We start from the raw sequence: 12066 nt of genomic DNA on the forward strand, positions 1-12066 counted from the left end.
CTATTCCAGGAATTAGAAGTAAATTGATCCGCCCCATCTTTCATCTAATTTAGGTGCGATGAGCATATAAGCAGACACATCATAAACATCATCTTCCGTGAGATTTCTCAACTCTGGGAAGATATCAGGACGACTAACATTAGGGTGTAATTCAGTGTAGTCGTCTTCCCCATCATAACTGGTGGGGTATTTCATGTAATCAATCAACGCTAATAAACTGTTACGGGGAGGTTCAGCTTTAGCTAAATCTGACAAGCCCAAACTAACATTATTATTAGTTTTTGTTTTCCCTTGTAAGTGACATTTGGTGCAATTGGCATTAAAAATTTTTTCACCATTAAACACCTGTTCAGAACTAAGAGTAACAGTTTTACCTGCTTCGTCTAAAGTAATTGTCCGAGTTACTTCAGTCAATTCTAAAGCGTTGGCATTATTGATGGGAAATTGTAAGAATAAAAAGATAGCTGCGATCGCCATCAGAATGAATCGTTTCACCATTGTTCTCCTGAAAATCATGCGCATTACGAGCAATATCAACGATACCATACTTCATGCCCCTTAAATGGGGTCTTAGGGACATCTCACGGAGTCAAGAATGGATACTTTGAGATTGGAAACCGGAGGGAGATAATGAGAAAAGTTCATAATATAGGCATTCTAGAAGTTAACATTTATTTAGAAAGTTAAGGATGCCAAAAGACAAAACGATGCTGAAACTCCATCATTTACCGATTTCCTTTAATTCTCGTCGTGTGTGGATTGCTTTGCTGGAAAAAGGGCTTGATTTTGAGTCAATTCCCATGAAACTGGACGGCGATCAATTGACACCGGAATTTTTAGCCCTCAACCCCTTTCATCACATCCCTGTCTTAGTAGACGAAAATTTTAGCATTTTTGAATCCTTGGCAATTTTAGACTACCTGGAAGCCAAATATCCCACCCCTTCCCTAATTCCCAGTGATCCTCAAGGGTTAGGGACAGTCAAAATGATTAACTTAGTCACCATCAATGAGCTATTACCCGCCACCCGGCCTTTAATTCGTCAAAGCATGGGATTTGCTACCATAGAAACAGCCGAGAAAAAGCAAGCTGAAGAAAAAAGCGCAATAGTTCTTAACTTTTTGGAAAACTTGATAGGCGATCGCCCCTACATAGTGGGAGATACCCTCAGCTTAGGGGATATTGTAGCGGGAACAATGGTGGGTTTTCTGCAAAATATTGATGTTTCTCTGACTTCATACCCAAAATTAAGCACTTGGATAGAACATCTCAGTCAACGGGAAAGCTGGCAACAAACCGAACCCCAACCGGAACAAATCGCCGAATTTAGAGAAACCATCAAACAATTCATGGCCCAGCGTTCCTCAAAATGAGCAAAGTCCTTATATATTGTTAACGGATTTCTGCAATAATTTAAAGTGGACTCATAAGCTCGTGCTAAAAAGAACATCATCTAGACTGTCGCTTTTGGCCCTGTCCTTGTCCAAAACACGGTTGCCATCATATTCTTTTAAAGCCGTACAACAATTATTGCTCTTGATTGATTTCTCAACCTGCAAACTAACCTAGATCCATCCATAAATCGTTATGACACAAGTATCTGGTTCATCAGATGTCCCTGATATGGGCCGTCGTCAATTCATGAACTTACTCACCTTTGGGACAATTACAGGGGTCGCCGCTGGTGCCTTGTATCCCGTGGTGAAATATTTTATCCCTCCTTCTAGTGGTGGGGCCGGTGGCGGTGTTACTGCCAAAGATGCCCTCGGTAATGATGTCATTGTCAGTAAGTTTTTAGCCAGCCATAGTGTGGGCGATCGCGTTTTGGCCCAAGGGCTAAAAGGTGATCCTACTTACCTAGTGGTTGAAGGCGATAACGCTATTGCTAACTACGGTATCAGCGCAGTTTGTACCCACTTAGGCTGTGTGGTTCCCTGGAATGCTAGTGAAGATAAATTTATTTGTCCTTGTCACGGTTCCCAGTACAATGCCCAAGGTAAAGTGGTTCGTGGCCCTGCGCCCTTGTCCTTAGAGTTGGCCCATGCTGATGTAACTGAGGATGATAAAGTTGTCTTCACTAAGTGGACAGAAACTGACTTCCGCACCGACGAAAACCCCTGGTGGGCTTAATTGATGACTATCGTGAGGCGAAAATCACTGCCTAATTGATAAGGTTTAAAGGTGTCAACGAAAAAACTTTTTGACTTTTGCCTTTTGCCTTTTGCCTTGCGCGTAGCGTAGCTTCCATCCTACTGTTTAAGATTTACACAATTTGACTGAGCAATGAGAATATCCGATTTTTCGGCAATTTGGTCTAAGAGTAAGCAAGGTTTCTTGCGATCGCTGCTGTTGGCGGTTGCAACTGTTGCCCTTTTCCTCGGCAATGCTTTGGCCTTCCCTCAAACCGCAGCAGCTTATCCTTTCTGGGCCCAAGAAACAGCCCCAGAAACCCCCAGAGAAGCAACAGGACGTATTGTTTGTGCTAACTGCCATCTGGCACAAAAGGCCGCTGAAGTAGAAATTCCTCAGTCTGTTTTGCCTGATACGGTATTTGAAGCAATTGTCAAAATTCCCTACGATCTCGACGCGCAACAAGTGTTAGGGGATGGATCAAAAGGTGGCCTCAATGTAGGGGCCGTTCTGATGTTACCCGACGGCTTCAAAATTGCTCCTCCCGATCGCATTCCTGATGAGATGAAGGAAGAAGTAGAGGGGCTTTATTTTCAACCTTACCGGGAAGATCAAGAGAATGTGGTGATTGTTGGCCCCTTACCTGGAGATCAATATCAGGAAATTGTTTTCCCTGTTCTTTCTCCTGATCCTGCCACTAACAAAAATGTTAAGTTTGGTAAGTATTCGGTTCATTTAGGGGCAAACCGTGGCCGCGGTCAAATTTATCCCACCGGACTACAGAGTAATAACAACGCCTTCAAAGCGTCTAAAGCGGGAACTATTACCCAAATTAGCGAAGAAGAAGGCGGCGGTTATGGTGTTACCATTACGACTGCTGATAATCAAGAAGTCGTGGAAACCATTCCTGTTGGCCCAGAGTTAATTGTCTCTGAAGGGGAAACCGTTGAAGCGGGACAACTTTTAACCAGTAACCCTAATGTGGGCGGTTTTGGTCAAAAAGATACGGAAGTTGTGCTACAAAGTCCGACTCGTATTAAAGGGTTAATGCTCTTTTTAGGTGGGATTATGTTAGCGCAAATCTTCTTAGTAATTAAGAAGAAACAAATCGAGCGTGTTCAAGCGGCTGAAATGGAATTTTAAGCTGTTTTAACCTAATTTTTGGTTTTTTTACAGATAGGTTGCGGCCTATCTGTAATTTTTTGGCGGGCATAATGATAATGATTATTATTCGCGCTAAACTGTATAATGATAAATCAGGTGAGCATAATTGAACTAATGAAACTACTGCCTAGTGTTGTGATTTTTCTGCTGTTAGGGGTTAATTTGATGATAGGATGTAGTTCTTCCCAAAACCCCACCAGTCAGACAAAACCCAGTGAAAACACTACCAATGTCCCCAATGAGGAGATATTAAACATTACTGTTAGTGTGGTTCCCCAGGAATATTTTGTTAAAAAAATTGGGGGCGATCGCGTTAAAATTAATGTGATGGTTCAACCAGGGACTGAACCGGATAATTATGAACCAAAACCCCAACAATTACAAGCTTTAAGTCAAGCAAAAGCCTATATTGGTCTTGGTATTCCTTTTGAGACAATTTTGCTGGATAAAGTTACTCAAACTAATCCTAAACTATTAGTTATTGATTCGACAAAAGGAATTGAAAAATTAAGTATGATCCCCCACGATCACCATGATAATCATACACATGAAGAACCAGAAGACGGCGAAAAAATGACCCTTGATCCTCATGTTTGGTTATCACCTCGGTTAGTCAAAATTCAAGCAAAACACATTTATGAAACCCTGGTTAATCTTGATCCCAAAAATCAAGCATACTATGAAACAAATTTTAATAAATTTATGGGAGAAATTGACCAATTAGATGCTAAAATAAAAGAAAACTTAATAAACGTAAAACAACGAAAATTTATTGTTTTTCATCCCGCTTGGGGTTACTTTGCCCAAGAATATAATTTAACCCAAGTTCCTATTGAAGTTGGGGGACAAGAACCCAGTGCAGCCGAATTAGGAAAATTAATTAAGGAAGCCAAGAAAGAAAACATTAAAATTGTCTTTGCTCAACCAGAATTAAGTAGTCAATCTGCCAAAGTAATTGCCAAAGAAATTGGGGGAGAAGTCTTATTAATTAGTCCCGTAGCTCCTGATTGGTCTAATAATTTACTTGAAGTTTCTAAAACCTTTGCTAAAGCTCTTAATTAGGGTTTGCTAAATGAAAACTGAAGCCATCACACTCAATCATATTTGGGCAAAATATAACAAAACCCCAATTTTAGAAGATATTAACCTCACCATATATGAAGGGGACTTTGTAGGATTAATTGGCCCCAATGGTGGGGGAAAAACGACCCTATTTAAAGTCTTATTAGGACTAATTAAACCCTATCAAGGAACCGTTAACATTTTCGGTCATAATATTGCCAAAGGGAGAGGTTGTATCGGTTATGTTCCTCAATTATTAGAATTGGATCGAGAATTTCCGGTGCGGGTTGCGGATGTGGTGCGGATGGGAAGACTAGGAAAACGCCGTTTATTGCAACGTTACACCCCCAAAGACGAAGATGTAGTCAATCGTACCTTAGATCAGGTGGGAATGCTCAAATTACGCGATCGCCCCATTGGAGAGCTTTCCGGGGGCCAGCGTCAACGGGTTTATATTGCTCGTGCCTTAGCATCAGAACCCCGTATATTATTATTAGATGAACCGACGGCCAGTGTTGATCCCCAAAGACAAACCAGTATTTATGAGTTATTAAAAGAACTCAATGAATGGATTACCATTTTGATGATTTCTCATGATATTGGGGCAATTTCTGCCTATGTTAAAACCGTAGGATGTCTTAATCATCGTCTCTTTTTTCATGGTGATCCTCCCCTCAGTACAGAAGCAATTGAAAAAACCTATCAATGTCCTGTAGATCTCATTGCTCATGGTGTTCCTCATCGGGTACTTTCTCAACATAATTGTCCTTTACATCAGGATGAATAGTTTATAGTTTATAGTTAATTAATGCTAGAAAAAATCTTTGAATTGTTACAATTTGATTTTATGAGAAATGCCCTTTTGGCCGGGGTATTAGTCAGTATTGCTTGCGGTATTATTGGCACTTTTGTAGTTGTTAATCGCATTGTTTTTATTAGTGGTGGTATTGCCCACGCTGCTTATGGGGGCATTGGTTTAGGTTATTTTTTTCAGATTAATCCGATTATTGGGGCGATTATTTTTGCTTTAATTTCTGCTGTGGGTATGGGTTTAGTTGTCCGTAAAACTCAACAAAGGGCTGATAGTATTATTGGGGTTATGTGGGCAGTTGGGATGGCAATAGGGATTATTTTAATTGATTTAACTCCTGGTTATAAAGCTGATTTAATGAGTTATTTATTTGGCAGTATTTTAACAGTTTCTCCTGAAAATTTAAAGATTATTTTTGTTTTAGATATCATTATTGTGGTAATTGTGGCTTTATTTTATAAGGAATTATTAGCCATTTCTTTTGATCCGGTTTTTGCCTTGACTCGTAATGTTCCTGTTGATAGTTTATATTTGTTATTGGTAGGAGCTATCGCCTTAACAGTGGTGATGGTGATGCAGGTTGTTGGGTTAATTTTAGTGATTGCTTTATTAACTATCCCTGCTGCGATCGCCGGACAATTTCTTAGGGATATCAAACAAATTATGTTGTTAGCAAGTGTTTTAGGAATGGTTTTCACTACTCTAGGATTAGGAATATCTTACTATGCAAATGTTACTTCTGGGGCGACAATTATTTTAATTTCTGGGGTTGCTTATTTGGTTACTTTAGGGTTTAAATCTTGATTAAAATTGAATTGACTTAAAGTGGTGGGTTACGACGGTTTTTTAGATTTTTGTTACATACAATATAAATTATCCCCGTCTAACCCACTCTACACCAATACTTTTAGGGCTACAATGGTAAACGAGTATATTAATCGGGTAAAGGTGTCCCTAATATTCCCTCTGTCTTAGAAACTCTTTCAATTTGAAAGTTTTCAATATTATCTTCAAAACGGCTAAAAATTACCCGAATTTCATCATAACCAACAGCAGTAGAAACTCCTCTAGGTTGACTACATTTCACCCGCATTAATGTTGAAAAACCTCCTGATTTTTCATCAATATAAAAAGTCTTAGCACAAATTGGACTGATAAATCTTTCTATTGCCAATTGATTTAATGCAGCAATTCCTAATGGACTGTTGAGAATAAAATTCAACGCTTGAGACTTTTCATCTTCAGTCATTTTTCGCCATTTACTGGCATTTTGTGCTTTAATTTCTGCCGAGTTAGGGGATGAAGTTTGGGCTAATATTCTGGGTGAAACAATAGCAATTTCTACGAAAATTAACCCTACAGTCAACAATGTTAGTGAAGAAAATTTCATCGCCTAATTACCGATTTTTTTGATAATCTTCGAGTAAATCAATTAAATTTACTTGGCATTGCATCGGTAACAAGTCCAAAAGAGAAACCTCAATTCTTCCTGCTCCCAATGATACCTTAATTTGACGGAGAATACTAATAATAGCATCTTCGCTTAGTTCTTCATTTTCTATCAAGGGATAGACTTTTTCTGCAACAGTAGTATGTAAATGAGCATCTGATAAATAAAGATGCCATTTTGCCACATCTATGTAGATATTTTCGCCAATTTCAGCAGCGAGTTTTTCAATTGCTTGGGTTGTATTAGAATTAGCCATGGGACTTTTCTGAGTAGTTAGCGATCGCGGCAATATAGATTAAATGCCCTAATAATATGGTAGCCCAAATTCCTGAAAACCAGGTAATCCAAAGCCAGTCTGCTTGTTTAATATTATGGACAAACCACACACCAGAATTACAAGCGAGAAATATGGCAACATGGACAGCAAAATTTATACGATCATCAAAACGACGGAATTCAGGATCAGCGCGATCGGGTTTACGGGGCCAACGAGGAGGCATAGAGATAATTTAAACGAGTTTCATCCACTATTTTATATTATAACGGCTGATCAACTATTATAGTCTCCAGATTTTCCCCCTGTTTTACTAATTAAACGGATATTCTCAATTTGTATCGATTTTTCTAATGCTTTTGCCATATCATAAAGTGTCAAAGCAGCAACAGAAACGGCAGTTAATGCTTCCATTTCTACCCCTGTTTCTGCTTTCGTGATAACCGTTGCTTCTATTTTATATCCAGGTAAATTTTGATCTGGTGTTAACTTTACTTCTATTTTATGCAGAGGTAAAGGATGACATAAAGGAATCAAATTTGCTGTTTGTTTTGCCGCCATAATTCCTGCTAATTTGGCAGTTCCTAAAACATCTCCTTTTGGCGTATTTCCTGCTTCTATTGCGTCAAAAGTTGCTTTTTTCATGCGTACTTGTCCCCCAGCAATTGCTTGACGACGGGTAACATTTTTGGTAGAGACATCAACCATTTGGGCCTCTCCCTGAGCATTAAGATGGGATAATTTAGATTGGGGTTTATTAGACATTTTAAGTAAGAGAAACTATATAAACAATCATTGTAGAGACGCTTAATAAAACGTCTCTACATCCTATTATTGACCTCGATATCTTTCTAAAATTTTCGGTAATTCATCATAACCATCTACTCCAATAAATTTGATAATTTGTGGTCGATTTTGTTCTAAGATTTTCTGAAATTCTTCTGCTGTCATTTGTCCCTTAATAACCATTAGTAACCCTGCACATTGTCGCCATTCACTTGATTGTATTTGCTCTAAAAGATACATTCCCAAACAACTATAATAAACAGATGTTGAGAGATTTCCTAATGTATAATAAGCCTCAGCTAAATAGGTAAAGTTCAGTCCTTGAAGATAAACATCTCCAGAATTTAAGGCCATTTGATTGCCTTTTTCTAAAGCAGTAATTGCCGCCGCTGGTTGGGACAATACCACATAAGCAATACCTAAACTATTATAACCTAATGCCTGACTTTGATACTCCCCTAATCTTTCTGCTAAGGTTAGTCCTTGTTCTAAATAATTAATAGCAGATTCATATATTTCTGGTTCCATTTGTTCAATTTCTCTTGCTCGAAATACCTCACTATAACCCACATTAATTAATCCATTGGCTTCCCCTAATTTGTCACCAACTTGACGGGAAAAAACTAAGGCCCGTTGACTATAACTAATCGCTTCATCATAGGTTTTTTCATAGATATAGATGCGACTGAGATGATTAAGATTAGCAATTTCACAGGGTTTATCTAAAGCTTCGCGGGCAATTTCTAAGGCTTCTAAATGAAAGCTTTTTGCCCGTTCATAATTCCCTAATGTGCGTTGAGAATAAGCTAATAAAGTAAGAATACGGGCTTTTTCTTGGGTTCTTTCTACTTCTTTTAAGGGGTCATCAAAATAAGTTAAAGTTTCCCGTAAATTATCCCCAGAAAAAGAGGCAAATATTCCCCCATATAAAGGAAAATCTTTTCGTCGGGCAAACTGGCGTAATAATTGCAACATCATCAAAAAACAACCTTCTTTTAAGTTGTTATTTCTTCCTTCAAACCCTTGGGATAGTTGAGCAAAAATAACCGCAAAGGTTAACAAGGTGCTATAGGATAATCTTTGGCCAAACTTAGCATTATAGGGCTGTTGATCAAACCATTTAACTAAACCTTGTTGTAAGTATTGTAAGAGAATAATTAGTTCTACCCAAGCCCTTAATTCAACTTGATAACTTCTTTCAGCTAACAATCTAATTGATTCATTATTTGTTAAATTTTGAAACAACATTTTAGCCAAAGGACGATCAATCTTTTTCTCCCACCAATGCCAAGGGCCTTGTTTTTCTTCCCCAAACCCTAAAGCACTTTTATTCTGTTCATAAATCCAACCAATTAAATCAGGCTCTAAGATTACAAACGCATTTAAACCATCTATAATACCATTAGCTAATTCCAGGGTTTCTGATGAATTACTTGAGGCTTTTAGGGACTGAGATAATTTTTGTAATTGCTCTCTGGTTAAATTTTGGGCATTACTACTATCAATAAGCTTCAAAAAAGAAGCTAAAGAATGACTAGACTCAGCATTTTTAATCTGTTCCGTTGCCGTTGCGATCGCTGCATCAGTTTGATTTTCATGTTGCCATCTTTTCCATTCTCCATCAATAGTTTCTAAAGCGCGTAAAACCCTAGTTGCTTTTAATTTTGTTTCTAATTGCGCCTTAGTTTTGTTAATATGTTCATCAAGAATACGCTCAAAAATTTCTCCCGTTCCCGACTCAATATCTTTAACCAGCATTCGATAAACTTGTTCTTTAGAGCGAATTTTTCCTTGCAGAGTAATATCAACAATAGAATCAATTAAGGCATGATAACGGGTAGCAAGAGAATTAGTTTCAGACATAATAGTGAATATATGACTCCTAAAATAGTTATAATAACTAACATCATCTCTGCAATCATAGCCTAAAGCCTGAATGAACCCTGACGCGCTTCAAACCCTCCTCAATGCGATCGCCATAGGAGAAATTACCCCAAACACTGCCCTAGAGAAGCTTAAACACCTCAGTTTTGAACCCGTCGCAGACTTTGCCAAAATAGACCATCATCGTTATCTTAGGACAGGATTTCCTGAAGTAATTTGGGGGCCAGGGAAAACCCCCGAACAAATTAAGCAAATTATGACAACTATGGCCAGTCATTGTCCCGTTGTCATGGCCACCCGCATTGAAACCGAGATCGCCCAACAACTAGAAATTGAGATCCCCTCCCTAATTTACTATCCTACCGCCCGTATTTGCGCCTTGAAGACGGGTGAATTACCATCTCAGGGTTTAGGAGTCATTTCCGTATTAACGGCGGGTACAGCCGATTTACCCGTCGCTGAGGAAGCCGCCATCACTGCCCAGTTATGCGGGTTTAAAGTACAACGTCTCTGGGATGTCGGAGTTGCGGGTATTCACAGGTTATTGAGTCATCGGGAATTAATTAGTCAAGCAGATGTGTTAATTGTGGTAGCAGGTATGGAAGGGGCCTTACCCAGTGTGGTAGCAGGAATGGTAGACTGTCCCGTGATAGGCGTGCCTACCAGTGTGGGTTATGGGACAAGTTTTGGCGGTGTGGCCCCCCTATTGACTATGTTGAATTCTTGTGCTACAGGAATTGGGGTGGTTAATATTGATAATGGCTTTGGGGCCGCCATTTTAGCCGGTCAAATTTTGCGTACAGGACAAAGGTTAGCCAAAAAAATATTGTAATAAATTGTTAAATACAAAAGGCAAACATCGCAGTATTCTGATAGCAGAGACAGCTAATCATGGTTAATTACAGAGTTTCAATCGATGCTGGACAAAATATTATACGCCGACTCAGGAACAGCTACAACTCAGGAAATGCTCAAAGTTTTGATGGATATTCCCGCCATCAAAAAAGCATCCCTCAATATTCTGCACGTTGTTCCTCCCCAAATTACCACCGATGCGATCGCCGCTAAATGGGAAGAAGGAGGAAAAATGATCGCAGGTATCCTCGAAAACCTACAACTAGATCCCAGTCGTGTCTCCACCATGTTACGTCAAGGGGAACCCAAAGACACCGTTTGTCAAGTGGCCGATGAGATCAAAGCTGACTTAATTATTATGGGATCGCGGGGACTCAAACGCCTCGAAGCGATCTTAGAAAACTCCGTCAGTCAATACGTTTTCCAACTCACCAACCACCCAATGTTATTGGTAAAAGACGATATTTACGTCAAAAAAATCAAACGGGTAATGGTGGCCCTTGATAAGTCCCCTGCTGCTGACTATGCCCTAGAATTAGCCCTTTACTTATTACGGGACTATGGAGAGGCTGAATTGATCTTAGCGCGGGTTAACCCAGATATTAAACCCGAACTGCTGCCCCTCTCTAAAGCGGAAATGGAGAATAACCCCGTTGTAGCTGAGGCCGCAGCGAAAGCGAAACGTATGGGGGTTCCCTATCGTTGTGTGGTAACAGGGGGTCGTCCTGGGGAACAACTTTGCAGCTTAGCAGAGGAGTATAACGCAGATCTCCTCCTGTTAGGATCGCCTGATCGTCGTCCTTCTGTGGCTAAAGGCTTGCCGGATCTCGATCGCCTCCTCGGAACCTCTCTTTCTGATTATGTACGAGTTAATGCCAATTGTCCCGTCTTATTAGCCCGCAAAGAAGGCATTTAACTTTTTGTAACAAGATGTTTCACAAAACGTCATTTATGCCGCAAAGTAAGGGTTGAACAGTCACATTCAAGGAGTTTATGACCCATGTTATCTGATACCCAAGTTCTGGTTGCCTTAGTTGTTGCCTTAATTCCTGGCATTCTTGCTTTCCGCTTAGCGACGGAACTTTATAAGTAAACTGTTCGTTTAAAAAGACAGATACCTGCTCATCTCGACAACCAACCTCAAGGCAATAATTTCTTAAGGTTTTTGTCCGAGATGAGTGGTCTATAATTGACCTGTTATTTGTTTAGCTATGGTAATGTCTCGTCAACGTCGTTCCCGTCGTCAAACCGTCCGAGGTTCCAACCCTAATCACCAATGGGTTGCCACTGAAATTCTTGTAAAATTGGGTGTTAATGGGGTTTTATCCGCCATTGCTGTAATTACTTTGTTTAAATTAATTCCCTATCAGTGGTCACAACAAGCTAAACTAAAAGAAGTAGAAGTAGAAGTTCAAGAAACTGAAAGACGAGTCTCAGAATTAAGGCAAGATTTTCGCCATAATTTTGATCCCTACCAAGTTAAAAAGGTTATGCAAGAACAAAGTCCCCGTCTTCAACCTACTCAACGGCGGATCTTTTGGTCAAATTAGCCCATACTTTTCCAGGAGGCAGAGGGGGCAGAGGAGGCAGAGGAGGCAGAGGGGGCAGAGGAGGCAGAGGGGGCAGAGGAGGCAGAGGGGGCAGAGGGAG

16 protein-coding genes are annotated in these 12066 nt (G+C 39.7%); 10 read left to right on the plus strand and 6 right to left on the minus strand.

What is annotated here, in order from left to right; genetic code table 11:
* Positions 1–12: 12 nt before the first annotated feature.
* A complete protein-coding gene (gene psbV, locus VB691_RS13530) occupies positions 13–495 on the minus strand; it encodes a photosystem II cytochrome c-550 (RefSeq protein WP_323292203.1) in 483 nt (160 codons plus the stop codon).
* Between the two features lie 194 nt (positions 496–689).
* On the opposite strand from psbV, the gene VB691_RS13535 reads away from it, so the two are divergent.
* The 6 genes from VB691_RS13535 to VB691_RS13560 all read left to right on the plus strand — a co-directional run bounded on the left by VB691_RS13535 (position 690) and on the right by VB691_RS13560 (position 5971).
* Positions 690–1373 carry a glutathione S-transferase family protein gene (locus tag VB691_RS13535; RefSeq protein ID WP_323292025.1) on the plus strand — a complete coding sequence of 228 codons (684 nt, stop codon included), beginning with the start codon at positions 690–692 and terminating at the stop codon, positions 1371–1373.
* Between the two features lie 214 nt (positions 1374–1587).
* Positions 1588–2130 (plus strand): cytochrome b6-f complex iron-sulfur subunit, encoded by a 543-nt coding sequence (petC, locus tag VB691_RS13540; protein WP_323292026.1) that lies wholly within the window; start codon positions 1588–1590, stop codon positions 2128–2130.
* A 153-nt stretch (positions 2131–2283) separates the two neighbouring features.
* On the plus strand, positions 2284–3273 hold the full coding sequence (petA, locus tag VB691_RS13545; RefSeq protein WP_323292027.1) for a cytochrome f: 990 nt from the start codon (positions 2284–2286) through the stop codon (positions 3271–3273).
* Positions 3274–3408: 135 nt separating this feature from the next.
* Positions 3409–4356, plus strand: a complete 948-nt coding sequence (locus tag VB691_RS13550; protein ID WP_323292028.1) for a metal ABC transporter solute-binding protein, Zn/Mn family — start codon at positions 3409–3411, stop codon at positions 4354–4356.
* Positions 4357–4366: 10 nt separating this feature from the next.
* Positions 4367–5143, plus strand: coding sequence for a metal ABC transporter ATP-binding protein (locus VB691_RS13555; protein ID WP_323292029.1), 777 nt, complete (start codon positions 4367–4369; stop codon positions 5141–5143).
* A 33-nt stretch (positions 5144–5176) separates the two neighbouring features.
* Positions 5177–5971 carry a metal ABC transporter permease gene (locus tag VB691_RS13560; protein ID WP_323292204.1) on the plus strand — a complete coding sequence of 265 codons (795 nt, stop codon included), beginning with the start codon at positions 5177–5179 and terminating at the stop codon, positions 5969–5971.
* Positions 5972–6101: 130 nt separating this feature from the next.
* Here the strand turns inward: VB691_RS13560 and VB691_RS13565 are convergent, their stop codons facing one another.
* From VB691_RS13565 to VB691_RS13585, 5 genes are all read right to left on the minus strand, one after another.
* Complete coding sequence (locus VB691_RS13565; RefSeq protein WP_323292030.1) at positions 6102–6557, minus strand: hypothetical protein; 456 nt, start codon at positions 6555–6557, stop codon at positions 6102–6104.
* Between the two features lie 7 nt (positions 6558–6564).
* Entirely contained in the window at positions 6565–6873 is a 309-nt protein-coding gene (locus tag VB691_RS13570; protein WP_323292031.1) for a DUF3181 family protein, read from the minus strand.
* On the minus strand, positions 6866–7117 hold the full coding sequence (locus VB691_RS13575) for a hypothetical protein (RefSeq protein ID WP_323292032.1): 252 nt from the start codon (positions 7115–7117) through the stop codon (positions 6866–6868). Before VB691_RS13575 ends, VB691_RS13570 begins: the two co-directional genes overlap by 8 nt.
* 50 nt (positions 7118–7167) lie before the next feature.
* Positions 7168–7656, minus strand: coding sequence for a cyclic pyranopterin monophosphate synthase MoaC (gene moaC / locus VB691_RS13580; protein ID WP_323292033.1), 489 nt, complete (start codon positions 7654–7656; stop codon positions 7168–7170).
* Positions 7657–7722: 66 nt separating this feature from the next.
* A complete protein-coding gene (locus tag VB691_RS13585) occupies positions 7723–9540 on the minus strand; it encodes a tetratricopeptide repeat protein (protein WP_323292034.1) in 1818 nt (605 codons plus the stop codon).
* A 73-nt stretch (positions 9541–9613) separates the two neighbouring features.
* Here VB691_RS13585 and larB point away from each other — a divergent pair, with 73 nt between their 5' ends.
* From larB to VB691_RS13605, 4 genes are all read left to right on the plus strand, one after another.
* Positions 9614–10393, plus strand: coding sequence for a nickel pincer cofactor biosynthesis protein LarB (gene larB, locus VB691_RS13590; RefSeq protein ID WP_323292035.1), 780 nt, complete (start codon positions 9614–9616; stop codon positions 10391–10393).
* A gap of 84 nt (positions 10394–10477) precedes the next feature.
* Positions 10478–11332: a universal stress protein gene (locus tag VB691_RS13595; RefSeq protein WP_323292036.1), complete on the plus strand. Its 855-nt coding sequence runs from the start codon at positions 10478–10480 to the stop codon at positions 11330–11332.
* An 84-nt stretch (positions 11333–11416) separates the two neighbouring features.
* Positions 11417–11509, plus strand: coding sequence for a photosystem I reaction center subunit XII (gene psaM / locus VB691_RS13600; protein ID WP_323292037.1), 93 nt, complete (start codon positions 11417–11419; stop codon positions 11507–11509).
* 124 nt (positions 11510–11633) lie between these two features.
* Entirely contained in the window at positions 11634–11966 is a 333-nt protein-coding gene (locus tag VB691_RS13605) for a hypothetical protein (protein ID WP_323292038.1), read from the plus strand.
* Positions 11967–12066 lie beyond the last annotated feature (100 nt).

The organism is Crocosphaera sp. XPORK-15E, from assembly GCF_034931425.1.
Lineage (GTDB): Bacteria > Cyanobacteriota > Cyanobacteriia > Cyanobacteriales > Microcystaceae > UHCC-0190.